The organism is Alloprevotella rava, from assembly GCF_014195585.1.
Lineage (GTDB): Bacteria > Bacteroidota > Bacteroidia > Bacteroidales > Bacteroidaceae > Alloprevotella > Alloprevotella rava.
The window spans coordinates 485125-500959 of record NZ_JACICA010000001.1 but is presented as its reverse complement, the minus strand read 5'-3'; the positions used below and the strand labels follow the sequence as shown (position 1 = coordinate 500959).

The following is a 15835-nucleotide window of genomic DNA, read 5'->3' as shown; positions in this document are numbered from 1 at the left end:
TGCGCGCCGCTACAATAAGGATGCTGGTTGACGGAATAAGGCTGTCGGCTGATAGGCTTATTGTATTCTCAAACGCAATAAGGATACAGACAACGGCAAACGTAAAAGAGGATACGACAAGAGGTGATTTGGTAAGACTCTTGAAATATTCAGAATTTCACCTATAGTAGAAAGCGAAAAGGATACTATATTTCATATCATAAAACATTTGCTACTTTTCTAATATTAGCAGACAAGAGCAAAATAAATACTTAATTTTGTGGACAGAAAACATCAATCGTCATTCTTAACTTCGATAAAAATTATTTCTATCATGATAGCTCCAAAAATTGACTTTTCAGATCGCGAAGAAAGACTTTTCTTTATCCACGAACGATATAAATGCCAATATCCAGACTGCGGAGGCTGTGGATCGTGCAATCTCCCCGACGGTATGCCTGCCATCGAGATGTTTGCTGATTATATTGACGGAAAAGTAGAATACGCTACGATCGCAGCCAAATTGTGGACATAAAAGTATACAGAAAAGAAAACGCAAAGAAAAAGGTCTTAATGCAGTTAAATAACTGAACTAAGACCTTTCTTTGTAGCGCGGCCCAGGATTGAACTGGGGACCTCATGATTATGAATCATGCGCTCTAACCAGCTGAGCTACCGCGCCAGGTATTGCTGATTTGCGAGTGCAAAAGTAGTGCATACTAATGATACTACCAAACGTTTCTTGAAAAAAAACAAAAAAAAGTGCTAAACGCCCCATCGCGCGGTTTTATTTTATATAAGATGAGTACACATGCGAAAAATATGCTACTTTTGCTCATACAAAGAATTTACGATGACTATATTAAAGAAGCTCGATATGTTCATACTGAAGAAATTCCTTTGGGTTTTCTTCGGTTCCTTCTTTATCACTCTTTTTGTTTTTATGATGCAGTTCACATGGCGCTATGTGGACGAGCTTATCGGAAAGGGGCTCACCGTTGACATTCTTGCTGAATTCTTTTGGTACATGGGATTATCCTTGGTACCAACCTCTCTCCCTCTTGCCATTTTGTTGGCGTCGCTCATTTCCTTCGGTAATATGGGCGAACAGTTGGAACTACTTGCGATGAAAGCTGCAGGTGTTTCCCTGCTACGCATCATGCGACCTATACTAGTTTTAGTGGTCTTTCTAACAGGAACTTCTTTCTATTTCCAAAACAAAACAGCTCCAGAAGCTCAGCTCAAGCTCCGCACTTTGCTGCTGAGCATGAAACAAACTTCTCCAGCACTGGAAATCCCCGAGGGGGTTTTTTATAATGGTATACCCAACCTAAATTTGTTCGTAGAGCATAAAGAAATATCAACAGGAATGCTCTACAACTTGATGGTGTATAAAACTGACGAAGGTTTTGATAAGGCACAAATTGTTGTAGCCGATTCTGGACGAATGGAGGTTACGGCTGATCGTATGCACCTCATATTAGACATTTGGAATGGTGAGCAATTTGAGAATCTTCAGAGCAATATGAGTGTGCTCAGTTCACCTAACGGCACGCCCTACGACCGCGAGACTTTTAAATACAAAAGATTTATCATTGATTTTGACAGCAACTTTGAGAAAATGGACGAGGAACAGTTGCGCGGAATGGCCTCAGCAAAGAATCTCACACGTCTTCGCAACGACATCGACTCGATGGAAACACAATTAGACAGTGTGGGAAAATCATACTATGCGGAAGCAGAATCTCGCTATTATCAACATCCCAAACTCAATGCTGCACAAAACAAACTGCTCAAAGTTGCGCTGGCATCACGCGGGCTCAACTTCGATTCTCTCCTAGCCCACAACACACCGGAACGCGTACAATCGGCACGCCAAATGGCCCAAGCCAATGCCGCAGCTTTTGCTGCTGACCTAGAATGGCGAAGTGCGGTGACCAACGATGGCGACCATTTCATCCGTACCCACTGGATTGAATGGCATCGCAAATTCACATTATCCCTAGCTTGCTTATTTTTCTTCTTCGTTGGTGCTCCTCTAGGAGCAATCATACGCAAAGGAGGCTTAGGCCTACCTACTGTGGTCAGCGTGATTATCTTCATTTTCTACTACATCATTGACACTTCAAGTATGAAAATGGCGCGCGATGGTTCGCTCAACATGACCTATGGTATGTGGATCAGTTCTGCTATTTTGGCACCCCTGGGAGCATACTTAACATATAAATCAAACAACGACAGCGTTGTATTTAATTGGGAAACGTACCAAAACATATTGATGCGCTTCTTCGGCTGGCGCACTCCTCGTCATCTCTTCCGCAAGGAAGTTATTATTGACACACCAGACTATGCACGATTGTCTACAGATATTCCAAAACTGCGCGAATACTGTCGTAACTACAAAGAGCTAAAGCGGCTACAAATGGCTCCTAATTATATTCGCGCCTTTTTCCGCCCACAAGTGGACAGGCATGCTGAACGCATTAGCAATGAGTTAGAGGCTATGATAGAAGAACTTTCAAATACTCGAAGCTCTCGCATCTTGAGTATTCTCAACACATTACCCGTTATTTACATTCACGCTCACACGTCACCTTTCATAAATCGAAAGTTGAATATCCTTTGTGGCGTTATCTTCCCTATTGGACTTCTTCTATGGCTACGTATATGGCGTTTCCGCTTTCGTCTAAACAAGGATATGAAGCGCATTGACGAAGCATTGAGCCTACTGGAACAATATGTAAGAGAACAAGTAAAGCAGCAAGAAAATTTACCACAAGATACAATTACAACTAATAACGAATAGAAACGTTGCTCGTACTAGAGATGAGTCAACATAAAATAGATTTCTCCTTATGGATAAAAATTTCAAATTGGCAACTATTGACGAAGCGCTAGAAGACTTCCGCACCGGAAAGTTCGTCATCGTAGTCGATGATGAAGATCGCGAGAATGAGGGCGACCTCATCATGGCGGCGGAGTTCGCCACTCCAGAATCTGTCAACTATATGCTCCGCTATGGACGCGGAGTTCTTTGCACCCCTATCACTATTGAACGCTGCAACGAACTAAAACTAGATCGACAGGTAAACGACAACACCAGTATGCTAGGCACTCCTTTTACCATTACGATCGACAAACTGGAAGGTTGCACAACAGGCGTAAGTGCGCACGACCGAGCAGCCACCATTCGCGCTTTAGCAGACCCCAAGAGTCGCCCCGAGACCTTCGGCCGCCCTGGACATATCAACCCGCTGTATGCACAAGATCGAGGCGTTTTGGCGCGCGCCGGACATACTGAAGCCGCTGTTGATTTAGCACGCTTGTCTGGTTTGCAGCCTGCCGCTTGTCTCATTGAGATTCTCAACGAAGACGGAACGATGGCTCGAATGCCGCAACTACAAGAGTTTGCTCAGAAAGAAGGACTAAAGGTGATAACAATAAAAGACCTAATTTCCTACCGCTTAAAAACTGAGTGCCTCGTCGAACAAGGTGAAGAAGTTAAAATGCCCACCGAATACGGCGACTTTCGCCTCATTCCTTTCCGTCAAAAAAGTAACGGAAAAGAACATGTAGCACTTATCAAAGGAAAATGGGAAAAGGACGAGCCCGTTTTGGTACGTGTCCACTCATCTTGCGCCACTGGAGATATTTTCGGCTCTGAACGCTGCGATTGCGGCGAACAACTTCACCGCGCCATGCGCATAGTGGAGGAAGAAGGCAAAGGAGTCATTCTCTATCTCAATCAGGAGGGCCGCGGCATCGGACTAATGGCAAAAATCGCAGCATACAAGCTACAAGAAGAAGGCTACGACACAGTGGATGCTAATATTCACTTAGGCTACGACCCAGATGAGCGCGACTACGGTGTAGGTGCACAAATCCTGCATCTCATTGGTGCGCACAAAATGCGACTTATGACTAACAATCCCGTGAAGCGCGTAGGCTTGGAAGCTTATGGTTTGGAAATCGTTGAAAATGTCCCCATCGAAATTCAACCTAACAAATATAATGAACGCTACCTCCGCACAAAGAAGGATCGTATGGGACACAAACTGCATTTCGAGAAGTAAGTAAACGTAATTCAGTAGATTAGTAAAACACTATTATGGAGAATAGGTATAACAATTATGGAGAGGTAACTGAAACGAAAGTTGCCTTCGGCACTCTTATACGCAAAGTGTATCTTTGGATGACACTAGCCTTAGCGATGACAGGACTGACCGCCGCTTGGGTTGCACAGTCTGGCGCAATTTATCATATTTCACAAGGCTGGTTCTTTGGTGCTATCGGCATTGAACTCTTACTCGTTATTTTTCTCTCCACTCGCATTTGGAAAATGTCGTTTGCCACAGCAGGTATTACATTTGGTCTCTACTCCATACTCAATGGCGTAACGATGAGTTTCATCTTCTTAGTATATGAGTTTAACACCATCGCCACTACTTTCTTTATCACAGCTGGAACATTTGGTGGTATGGCACTTCTAGGCTATATAACCAAGAAAGACCTGAGTATCACGGGCCGTATGTTCTATATGGCACTCATCGGACTCATCATTGCAGGTATTGTAAACCTTTTTGTAACAAACAACACTTTTGACTGGTTTGTATCAATCGCTGGTGTGCTCATCTTCTGCGGGCTCACAGCTTGGGACTCACAGCGCATCAAAATCATGCTACAAGAAATGGGCGATGAGGAAAATGAGAACACCTTGAAGTTAGCACTTATAGGAAGCTTGGAGCTCTACCTTGACTTTATCAACATCTTCCTTTATCTGCTCCGCCTCTTCAAGGACTATTAAAGAAAGCTGAAAAAACAGACTATCATATCTAATCCTAATATCAATGAGCGTACTATCAGATTGCGTGAACCGACTACAGCCTAGTGCAACACTGGCTATGTCGCAAAAAAGTGCTGAACTCAAAGCACAAGGTATTGACATCATTAATATGTCCGTAGGCGAACCTGACTTCCCCACGCCACAACACATCAAAGATGCTGCAAAACAGGCTATTGATGACAACTGGACGAGATACTCGCCCGTGCCTGGCTATCCTGATTTGCGCAAAGCTATTTGTGACAAACTCAAAAACGAGAATGGACTGGATTACGAGCCTGCCCAAATTGTTGTGGGCAATGGTGCCAAACAAGCTGTTTGCAATGCCATTATGGCCCTTGTTAATCCTGGCGATGAGGTTATTATTCCAGCCCCCTATTGGGTGAGCTATCCGCAGATGGTGCTGATGGCTGGCGGTACACCGACCTATGTTGGCGCAACCATTGAACAAGACTTCAAGATCACTCCCGACCAACTTGAAGCTACCATTACGGCACAAACCAAAGCTATCATCCTCTGCTCTCCCTGCAACCCTACTGGCTCTGTCTACAGCCAAAAGGAAATGGAAGCTTTGGCAGCAGTGCTTCGCCGCTATCCCCGCGTATTTGTCATTGCGGACGAAATCTATGAGCACATCAATTACAGTGGAATCCACGGCTCTTTAGCAAAATGTGAGGGCATGAAAGACCGATGCATTGTCATCAACGGTGTGAGCAAGGCTTATGCCATGACTGGATGGCGCATCGGTTTCTTAGCAGCAGCTCCTGAAATCGCGAAAGCTTGCTCTAAGCTTCAGGGACAATACACTAGCGGCCCATGCAGTGTGAGCCAAAAAGCAGCCGTAGTAGCTTTTGCTGGCCCACAGGATTGTATTGAAGAAATGCGCAAAGCCTTTGAGCGTCGCCGCGACCTTATCGTAAAATTAGCTAAAGAGATTCCGGGCTTTGAAGTGAATGTTCCAGAAGGAGCGTTCTATCTTTTTCCGAAATGTAGCTACTACTTTGGAAAGCGCGATGGAGATTACGTCATCAATAATTCTACCGACTTTGCGCTCTACCTACTCGAAAAGGCACATGTAGCCACAGTTGGTGGCGATGCTTTCGGTAGTCCCGAATGCTTCCGTATGAGTTATGCCACTAGCGATGAGAATATCATTGAAGCACTGAAGCGTATAAAAGAGGCTGTAGCTCTTCTGAAATAAGACGAACCTTTTTTAACAAAATAACTTATTAAAACTGCCGCTTACCAAGCTCAATACCGTAAGCGGCAGTTCTTTTTCTTTTTATGCTTTATTTGGTCAAAAAGTCCGATTTTTTATTCCGCCTATAAAAAACATTTTAACTTTGCAGAGTAATTTATAATAGGTAAAAACAAATACTTATGATTAAGCATTGTATCGTTTCTTTGGCAATTGCTCTTCTTTTTCTTCCGCCTTTACAAGCACAGCGCACGCTTTCTTTGGAAGAATGCCGAAAACTTGCCATAGACAATAATAAATTTTTAGCACAAAGCCGACTCAATCAAGAAGTGGCAGAATATACCCAAAAGGCAGCAAAGACCAACTATCTTCCAAAACTTTCGGCCACTGCTGGCTATATGCGCTCGGGAAAGGAGTTTTCTATTCTTAATAAAGAACAGAAAAATGCACTCACAGGAAACGGAACAGCTCTTGTAAACGGCTTTGGACAAACGGCCCAACGACTGTTACAACAGAATCCGAGTCTCGCGCCGCTCATTCAACAACTAACACCTATACTTCAGAGTGTGGGCAACATCATTGATGGAGCTGGCCAACGGGTCGTCGATGCTTTCCGAACAGACAATCGCAATATGGCAGCAGGAGCTGTGATTTTAACACAACCGCTCTATATGGGTGGAAAAATTCGAGCCTACGACAAAATCACACATTATCAGCAGGACTTAGCCAATGAAAAGCTACGCGGCGATGAGCAGGAAGTTTTGCTTCAAACTGACCAAGCCTATTGGCAAGTCGTTTCTCTGGCGAACAAACACAAGTTGGCCACGAGCTATCGTAACACATTAAAAAAGCTGGACGACGATGTGCGGAAAATGATTCGTGAAGGCATAGCTACAAAAGCAAATGGGCTACAAATAGCTGTAAAACTCAACGAAGCAGAAATGCTAGTAACGAAAGTAGAAGATGGATTGGCCCTGTCGCGGATGTTGCTCTGCCAACTTTGTGGTCTACCACTCGAAGAACAAGTAACAACGGAGGACGAGACCCAAGAAGATCTTAAGGTTTGCAATGAAAATGCAACTCCCGATGTTGAAACGGCTTTCAACAACCGCCCTGAACTCTGCCAGCTGCAAACAGCTCAAAACATCTACGATGAAAAAATCAATATCGTACGCTCAGAATTTCTTCCACAAGTAGCATTGCTTGCCGGATACGGACTCACCTACCCCAATGCCTACAATAGTTTTGAAAAGAAATTTCGCGGAGACTGGCATGTTGGTATCACGCTAAAAATGCCTCTCTGGAGCTGGGGCGAAGGACGCTACAAAGTGCGCGCCGCCAAGGCAGAAGCAGCTATCACGACACTGCGTGCCACCGAAGCACGAGAGAAAATCGAGCTACAAGTAAACCAAGAAACATTCCGTGTGAATGAAGCCAACAAAAAACTAATGATGGCGCAAAAGAATCTTGAACAAGCCAACGAAAACCTAAGAGTGGCAACATTGGGGTATAAAGAAGGCGTTATCACCATGACCGATGTTCTCTCAGCCGAAACAGCTTGGCTGCAAGCACATAGTGAAAAAATCGACGCAGAAATAGACTGCAAACTAACACAAACTAGCTTGCAGAAAGCCCTCGGTACGCTCAATTAAACAATCGTTCATTCATCTGTAATTTCATCAATAAATATGGCTACTAATAATAAAGGAAAAGTCAATTTAATTCCCGCAATCCTCATTCTTCTTACTGTGATCATTTTAGTGGTATTGGCAAGTCTCTACGCCTTCCGCAACGAAGACGAAACACTTGAGGGACAAGCCGACGTCACAGAATATCGGGTATCTAGCAAAGTGCCTGGTCGAATCAAGAAGTTCTATGTTACAGAGGGACAGTATGTTCACGCAGGCGACACTTTAGCTGTTCTCGAAGCGCCTGAAGTAACGGCCAAACTGGAGCAAGCTCAAGCCGTGGAGAATGCCGCAGCAGCACAGAGCCAGAAAGCGGACAATGGAGCACGCAAAGAGCAGATCCAAGGAGCCTATGATATGTGGCAAAAAGCCAAAGTTGGTGTTACGATTGCCGAAAAATCTTGGGCACGCGTTAAGCGTTTAGCCGACGAAGGAGTGCTCCCTGCTCAGAAGCTGGACGAAGTCACTGCACAACGTGATGCAGCCATTGCCACAGAAAAGGCGGCAAAGTCGCAATATGATATGGCGGTTAACGGTGCTCGCATAGAGGACAAAGAAGCAGCACGTGCACTTGTCAACCAAGCACGCGGAGCCATTAAAGAAGTGAGTTCATACATCAAAGAAACATATCTCTTAGCGTCGGCCGATGGTGAAGTAACCGAGATTTTTCCTTCTGTAGGAGAACTTGTTGGTACGGGTGCCCCCGTTATGAATGTTGCATTAATGAACGATATGTGGATGACTTTCAATGTGAGAGAGGACAATTTGAAGCTTTTCCGCATGAATCAAACGGTCAAAGTGAATATCCCTGCTTTGAACAAAGAGGTGGAAGCCAAAGTTTTCTATATGAAAAATTTGGGCAGTTATGCCACATGGAAAGCCACAAAATCCACTGGACAATTTGATATGAAAACCTTTGAAGTAAAGGTACGCCCCACAAAAAAAGTTGACGGCCTACGTCCTGGTATGTCCGTACTCTTAAAATAACAATGTTGTCATGAAGGAGATCACAAAAATAGCCAAACGGGAATACCATCGGATGAAGAATAACCCCATCTATTGGTTTTCCATCATCTTTGCTCCCCTTCTCTGCGTTGTCTTCTTCACAACCATCATGTGGCAGGGGCTTCCCACAAACCTTCCCATCGGACTTGTAGACCAGGACAACACCACCACAACGCGGAAGATTGCACGCAACCTTGATGCGTTTCAGCAAACAGCCATCATTCAAAACTACCCAGACGTGAGTAGTGCACGACGGGCTGTGCAGCGTGGAGATATTTATGCGTTCTACTATATCCCCAAAGGAACAACCGCAAAAGCCAATGCGCAGAAAATCCCTACGATCTCGTTCTACACAAACTATGCTTACCTCGTAGCAGGCTCACTCGTTATGCGCGATATGCGTATGATGTCCGAATTGGCCTCTGCCTCAGCAGGGCGTTCGGTTCTTTATGCACGCGGTGCTACAGAACAACAGGCTCTTGCTTTCTTGCAACCTATTGTTGTCGATTCTCATGCTATCAATAACCCTTGGCTCAACTACAACATCTATTTGAGTAATACGATTGTTCCTGGCATCCTAGGTATTTTCCTCTTCATGATGACTGTTTATAGCATTGGTACAGAAATCAAAGAAGGCACAGCACACGATTGGATTCTAAAAGCACGCGGCAATATGCACGTGGCTCTCATTGGAAAACTCTTACCCAATACTCTCCTATTTCTCCTTGTGGGGTGGACCATAGTGTTCTACTTCTATGGATATATGCACTTCCCCTGCAATTCAGGAATTACCGATATGCTGATTCTCATGACGCTCTTCATTCTTAGCTGCGAAGCGCTTGGCATTCTTATGATTACTATACTTCCCACACTAAGATTAGGACTAAGTTTTGCCTCTCTATGGGGAGTTCTCTCGCTGAGTATCTGCGGAATGTCGTTTCCTGTCATGGCAATGCACCCTGCACTCCAAGGCCTATCCTGGTTGTTCCCACTCCGTCACTATTTCATTCTGTATGTTAACTGCGCGCTTGATGGCTACAACCTCACAAATGCTTGGCTATACCTGGTAGCCCTCGCCGGCTTCATTCTCCTAGCTATCATCACAACCCCCATTTTAAAGCGTGAACTCCTCACTGTGAAATATGTACCATAACCTCTGACTCTACATTTACTCTTTTACAGGTAATTGTAAAACTTATATCATTATGTCAATACTGAAGAATGGACGACAAGCCTTAGATGATTGGAATTATATCTTCAAAGCCGAATTGAAGAAAGTATTCCAGGATAAAGGCGTGCTTATCTTCTTTATCTTAGTTCCCCTAGCATACCCGCTGCTCTACGCGTTCATCTATAATAACGAAGTGATCCGCGAAGTTCCCACTGCTGTTGTCGACTACGATAATACGGCTTTATCGCGACAGTATATTCGCAATGTAGATGCCACACCCGATGTTCACATTGTGGCTCATTGCACGAGTATGGCCGAGGCAGAACAGCTCATCAAGAATCGTGAAGTTTACGGCATCGTCCGTATTCCCTCTGACTTCACACGGAACATCAACACCATGCAGCAAGCTCATGTTGGTGTGTATGCAGATATGAGCGGACTTCTTTACTATAAAGCACTGCTTCTCGCCAACACCAATGTGTCGCTAGCCATGAATGCAGACATAAAGGTGCAAAGAAAACCTAGTACAACGGTTGAACAAGACAAAGTAACGCAAATGCCCATACGCTATGAGCAAGTAGACCTCTACAATCCTCAAACGGGCTTCGCAGCATTCCTCATTCCTGCCGTTCTCATCCTTGTGCTGCAACAAACACTCGTTTTAGGCGTTGGACTCTCTGCCGGAACAGACAACGAAAGTAACCGCTACCGCGAATTGCAGCCCATCAACAGTCATTTCAATGGTATGCTGCGCATTGTCTTCGGCAAAGGCTTTGCCTATTTGCTGGTCTATCTCTGGAACATCGCTTTTGTGCTCGAAGTAGTACCGCGCATCTTCTGCCTACCGCAGATAGGCAATCCCTTAGACCTATGGCTCATTGCCATTCCTTTCCTATTGGCCATCATTTTTATGGCTATGACGGTCACGTTCTTGATTCGCCAACGCGAAACAGGCTTCATGCTCATCGTCTTTGCATCTGTTCCACTGCTATTCCTCTCTGGTGTCAGTTGGCCAGGAGTAAGCATTCCCACATTTTGGAAATATGTATCCTACCTCTTCCCCTCCACTTTTGGAGTAAATGCCTATATCAAAATCAATAGTTTAGGTGCAGAAATGGGAGATGTAAAACCCGAATGGCACGCGCTGTGGATACAAACCTTTTTCTACTTCACCACCACTTGTATCATCTACACCCTCAACATTCGCCGCAGCCGTCGTCGCTTCATTGAGATGTATCGAGAAAGGAAAGAAAGAAAGCGCAAATAGAACAACATTTTGTCCTTATCACATCTCTTCCCCCTTTTATCTGCCTCGACTATAACTTAGCATAGCTCTACACACGAAGAAAAATTTCCTTATTGTGTCAGCTGACAGCCTTATTCTATCAGCTGACAGCCTTATTGTAATTTAAAATACAATAAGGATATTTATGGACAGAAAACTACGAGTTGTATTTATAGCGTTCTTTTTATAAAGAGATGCTTTCTAATGTAACAGAATTTGAAAGAGGCCAACTGGTATCATTCGCCCCCTGTTCCGTCTGCAAAGAACGGAAAGGTTTGTCTTGTGGCGAAAATATTGTACTTTTGTCACCGCAAAATACGTATTTTGATATGTCAGACAAAATTTATCTTACTGGCGACCGCCCAACAGGTCGCCTTCATATTGGACACTATGTAGGATCTCTTCGCCGTCGCGTGGAGATTCAGAATACTGATGATTATAAGGATTTCTATGTGTTTATCGCTGATGCTCAGGCGTTGACCGATAATATGGAGAATCCAGAAAAGGTTCGCCAAAACGTGATAGAGGTAGCCTTGGACTATTTGAGCGTTGGCTTAGACCCTAATAAAGTTACGATTTTTATTCAGAGTCAGATTCCAGAACTCACTGAGCTGTCCTTCTATTATATGGATCTCGTTTCCGTGAGTCGTTTGCAGCGCAATCCAACTGTGAAGACTGAAATCTCTATGCGCGGCTTTGATTCAAGTATACCCGTTGGATTTTTCACTTATCCCATTTCTCAAGCTGCAGATATAACGGCATTCAAGGCTACACATGTACCCGTCGGGGAAGACCAGAAGCCAATGCTTGAACAAGCCACAGAGATTGTGCGCCGCTTCAATCATATCTATGGCGACACCCTTGTAGAGCCGCAGATAATCCTGCCAACAAATGCAGCCTGTTTGCGTCTGCCAGGAACAGATGGCAAGGCCAAAATGTCAAAGAGTTTAGGAAATTGTATCTATTTGAGCGAAGATCCTAAGGACATGAAGAAAAAAATTATGTCGATGTACACTGATCCCGAACATTTGCGCGTGGAAGATCCAGGACATATTGAAGGCAACACAGTTTTTACTTATCTTGATGCTTTCTGCCGCCCCGAACATTTTGAGGAATTCTGGGCAGACTATAAGAATCTTGACGAAGTGAAAGAGCATTACCAACGGGGAGGATTGGGCGACGTAAAGGTGAAAAAGTTCCTTAACAATATCTTGCAAGCCGAACTAGAACCTATGCGTTTGCGTCGTGCTGAATTTGAGAAAGACATCCCGGCCGTCTACGAGATGTTGCGCAAGGGAACAGAACACGCTCGCGAAGCCGCAGCAGCAACGCTTTCGGAGGTAAAACGTGCAATGAAAATAAATTATTTCGACGATACAGCACTTATTGAAGAGCAAGTGAAGCGTTATGCAAAATAATTTTGCAGGCTAACTCTTTGAGAGTTCGAATATTCTTCTTAACTTTGCACCCCGAAACGCATAGACTGCGTCAGCTGAAAAGAACGAAACAAAAAATAAAAAAGACAAAATAAAAATGAAACGTACATTCCAGCCCCACAACAGAAAGAGAAACAACAAGCATGGTTTCCGTCATCGTATGCAGACCGCTAACGGTCGTCGCGTGCTCGCTTCACGTCGCCGTCATGGCCGCAAGAAGCTCACTGTTTCTGACGAAGTTCATGGTAAGAAGTAATTCTCTTTTTGAGACTTTGAGATTTACGAGAGAGGCAAATGCTTCTCTCGTTTTTTTATAGTACCTTTGCAAGAGAATACGAGGTTATACCCCATAAGTCAAAGATAACATCACCCATGACGGTTAAGGAGTTTTTCAAGAAAGTTTGCAGCAAGAGCATTGTAGGCAATATACTAGCTATGATACTGCTCACGGTGCTGCTGATAGTAGGCGTTTCCTCCTTCCTTGGAGTTTATACACGCCACGGACAAGAAGTAACAGTCCCCGACCTGCGCGGTAAGAGTTACGAAGTGGCTGTAGCAGAACTCAACGACATGGGACTCAAGGCAGAAGTTCGTGATACGGGCTATGTTCGCACACTGCCTCCTAATTCGGTCCTAGATCAATCCATCCGTCCTGGTGTGAAAGTTAAAGCAGGGCGTGTCATAGAATTTACTATCAATGCGGCTTCAGCACGTGCTGTTGCTATTCCCGATATTGCCGACAACTGTTCTCTTCGTGAAGCCGAGGCCAAGTTGCAAGTTATGGGCTTCAAGTTGACAGCTCCGAAGTATGTTACAGGCGATAAGGATTGGGTTTACGGCATTGAGGTGAATGGTCGAAATGTTGTGAAAGGGCAGAGAGTGTCGGTTGACGTACCCCTTACGCTTGTTGTGGGTGATGGAAATTCCCAAGACGAGTATAATGGTAACGACAGTCTTGACTATGTCATCAACGGACCGAGCGAAGCCGAACTCGACGCTATGCGTTCGCTCTATGAAAACAACGATTACGATTCAATCCATATTTCCGAATGACGGAGTTTTCAGCAGAAACAGAGGACACTCTTCTTCCAAATATGCCGGAAGAAGATAATAAAGAACTTCTTGACGAGTCAGAAGACGACTCGATGGGCGGAGGCCTCTACGAGCATTTCCGCGTGGTGGCCGATAAAGGTCAGCAACTTTTGCGTGTGGATAAGTTCCTAATGATTCATCTGCCCGATACGTCTCGTAATCGTATTCAGTTGGCAGCCAAAGCAGGCTTTATTCACGTCAACCAAAAGCCTGTAAAAAGCAATTATCGCGTAAAACCCTTCGATGTTGTTACGCTACTTCTTGACCATCCTCGCTATGAAAACAAAATAGAGCCCGAGGATATTCCGCTTGATATTATTTATGAAGACAGCGAACTGATGGTGGTCAATAAACCCGCAGGCCTCGTGGTTCATCCAGGGTGGGGAAACTACACCGGAACACTTGTGAATGCCATTGCCTGGCATCTGCGCGACGACACCAACTATGACCCCAATGATCCAGGAGTGGGGCTCGTCCATCGAATTGATAAAGATACTAGCGGACTTCTTGTTGTAGCCAAAACACCCGATGCCAAGACCAAACTGGGCTTGCAATTCTTCAACAAAACAACGCGGCGTCGCTATAATGCCCTTGTGTGGGGAAATTTCCAGGAGGAGGAAGGAACAATTGTTGGTAATATCGCCCGAAATCCAAAGGACCGATTGCAGATGGCAGTATTCCCTCCTGATTCGGAAATAGGTAAGCACGCCGTTACTCATTATCGCGTATTGGAGCGCTTTGGCTACATCACGCTTGTAGAATGTATTCTTGAAACAGGACGAACCCATCAGATCCGAGCCCACATGAAACATCTAGGACATCCGCTCTTCTGCGACGAACGCTATGGAGGGGACAAAGTTTTACGTGGCACACAATCAAGCAGCTATAATAGCTTTATCCGCAACTGCTTTGAAATCTGCCCGCGTCAAGCTCTCCACGCTCGCACACTCGGTTTTAAGCATCCCACAACAGGGAAAGAACTCGATTTTACGTCCGAAATACCTTGCGATATGGCCCAGCTCCTCGAGCGTTGGCGAACATATTTTAATGGAATTAAGTAAACATACAAGATAGCAATGAAAAAAGTTATTGCAATTGTAGCCGGAGGTTATTCCTCTGAGCATGATGTCTCTCTGCGTAGTGCAGAGGGAATTCTCTCTTTCATGGACAACGAGAAATATGATAGCTACGTTGTTGACATAGAAGAGAACAGTTGGACAGCACATTATGGTAGTGAGCTTTGTCCTATCAATCGCAGCGATTTCTCCTTTACGGCCAGTGACGGGCAGCATAAGTTTGACTTTGCATACATAACGATTCACGGAACGCCAGGTGAAGATGGTATCCTTCAAGGCTATTTCGATCTGATAGGAATGCCTTATTCCACGAGTGGTGTACTTGTCGAGGCAATTACTTTCAATAAGTTTGCCCTGAACAACTTTCTTCGTTCCTTCCCCGAACTGCACATTTCTGACAGCATCATGGTGCGCAAAGGCGACACAATGCCTGTGGAGACGGAAGTCGTAAGTCGTTTAGGGCTGCCGTGCTTTGTAAAGCCCAATGCAGGCGGTAGCAGCTTCGGCGTAACAAAGGTAAAGACTGCTGAAGCCCTCATACCAGCCATTGAGAAAGCAATGAACGAAAGCGATGAGGTGTTGATAGAGAAAATCATGGTGGGCACTGAAATCACTTGTGGTGCGTACAAACAAGGCGATGAGATCGTAACTTTCCCCATCACAGAGGTAGTGACTAGCCAAGAGTTCTTCGACTACGACGCGAAGTATAACGGCAAGGTTAGTGAAATCACGCCAGCCCGCATCGCCGATGAAACTGCGAAGCGCGTAAGTGAAATGACGAAGCGCATCTATAAAATTCTCGGTTGCTACGGCATCATCCGTATCGACTATATTCTGTCGGGCGAAGCAGGCAATGAGCAAATCAATATGCTTGAGATAAATACAACTCCTGGTATGACCGTCACCAGTTTTATCCCGCAGCAGATACGCGCTGCAGGGCGTAAGCCTGGAGATGTCCTTTCCGAGATTATCAAAGGTAAATTCTAATTTTCAACATATCGGCTCCATACCAACAACTCTTAAAGGCCTGTTGGCGTGGAGCTGTCTTTTTTAAAACCGAAACAA

At 44.8% G+C, this 15835-nt stretch carries 14 protein-coding genes and 1 tRNA gene; 14 read left to right on the top strand and 1 reads right to left on the bottom strand.

The features are described from left to right. Positions 1-313 precede the first annotated feature (313 nt). Positions 314-514 carry a hypothetical protein gene (locus FHS60_RS01960; protein WP_183694266.1) on the top strand — a complete coding sequence of 67 codons (201 nt, stop codon included), beginning with the start codon at positions 314-316 and terminating at the stop codon, positions 512-514. 73 nt (positions 515-587) lie between these two features. Here FHS60_RS01960 and FHS60_RS01955 read toward each other — a convergent pair. Beyond that, positions 588-661, bottom strand: a tRNA-Met gene (locus FHS60_RS01955). A 171-nt stretch (positions 662-832) separates the two neighbouring features. Between FHS60_RS01955 and FHS60_RS01950 the strand changes: the two genes are divergently transcribed. From FHS60_RS01950 to FHS60_RS01890, 13 genes are all read left to right on the top strand, one after another. Further along, entirely contained in the window at positions 833-2785 is a 1953-nt protein-coding gene (locus FHS60_RS01950; RefSeq protein WP_183694263.1) for an LptF/LptG family permease, read from the top strand. Positions 2786-2834: 49 nt separating this feature from the next. Further along, positions 2835-4052 carry a bifunctional 3,4-dihydroxy-2-butanone-4-phosphate synthase/GTP cyclohydrolase II gene (locus tag FHS60_RS01945; protein WP_183694259.1) on the top strand — a complete coding sequence of 406 codons (1218 nt, stop codon included), beginning with the start codon at positions 2835-2837 and terminating at the stop codon, positions 4050-4052. A 35-nt stretch (positions 4053-4087) separates the two neighbouring features. Then, positions 4088-4783: a Bax inhibitor-1/YccA family protein gene (locus tag FHS60_RS01940; protein ID WP_183694256.1), complete on the top strand. Its 696-nt coding sequence runs from the start codon at positions 4088-4090 to the stop codon at positions 4781-4783. A 43-nt stretch (positions 4784-4826) separates the two neighbouring features. Then, a complete protein-coding gene (locus tag FHS60_RS01935; RefSeq protein ID WP_183694253.1) occupies positions 4827-6020 on the top strand; it encodes a pyridoxal phosphate-dependent aminotransferase in 1194 nt (397 codons plus the stop codon). Between the two features lie 179 nt (positions 6021-6199). Beyond that, positions 6200-7669: a TolC family protein gene (locus tag FHS60_RS01930; RefSeq protein WP_183694250.1), complete on the top strand. Its 1470-nt coding sequence runs from the start codon at positions 6200-6202 to the stop codon at positions 7667-7669. 36 nt (positions 7670-7705) lie between these two features. Further along, on the top strand, positions 7706-8692 hold the full coding sequence (locus FHS60_RS01925; RefSeq protein ID WP_183694247.1) for an HlyD family secretion protein: 987 nt from the start codon (positions 7706-7708) through the stop codon (positions 8690-8692). Between the two features lie 10 nt (positions 8693-8702). Continuing rightward, the gene (locus tag FHS60_RS01920; RefSeq protein WP_183694244.1) at positions 8703-9863 is read left to right on the top strand and encodes an ABC transporter permease; all 1161 of its coding nucleotides are present in this window, start codon (positions 8703-8705) and stop codon (positions 9861-9863) included. A 52-nt stretch (positions 9864-9915) separates the two neighbouring features. Continuing rightward, a complete protein-coding gene (locus FHS60_RS01915) occupies positions 9916-11148 on the top strand; it encodes an ABC transporter permease (protein ID WP_183694241.1) in 1233 nt (410 codons plus the stop codon). 347 nt (positions 11149-11495) lie between these two features. Further along, positions 11496-12584, top strand: coding sequence for a tryptophan--tRNA ligase (trpS, locus tag FHS60_RS01910; RefSeq protein ID WP_009347501.1), 1089 nt, complete (start codon positions 11496-11498; stop codon positions 12582-12584). A 115-nt stretch (positions 12585-12699) separates the two neighbouring features. Beyond that, positions 12700-12858, top strand: coding sequence for a 50S ribosomal protein L34 (rpmH, locus tag FHS60_RS01905; protein WP_009347500.1), 159 nt, complete (start codon positions 12700-12702; stop codon positions 12856-12858). A 116-nt stretch (positions 12859-12974) separates the two neighbouring features. After that, positions 12975-13655, top strand: a complete 681-nt coding sequence (locus FHS60_RS01900; RefSeq protein ID WP_183694238.1) for a PASTA domain-containing protein — start codon at positions 12975-12977, stop codon at positions 13653-13655. Between the two features lie 41 nt (positions 13656-13696). After that, positions 13697-14755, top strand: a complete 1059-nt coding sequence (locus FHS60_RS01895; RefSeq protein WP_183694351.1) for an RluA family pseudouridine synthase — start codon at positions 13697-13699, stop codon at positions 14753-14755. A gap of 15 nt (positions 14756-14770) precedes the next feature. Continuing rightward, entirely contained in the window at positions 14771-15757 is a 987-nt protein-coding gene (locus FHS60_RS01890) for a D-alanine--D-alanine ligase (protein ID WP_183694235.1), read from the top strand. The last annotated feature ends 78 nt before the right edge of the window (positions 15758-15835 follow it).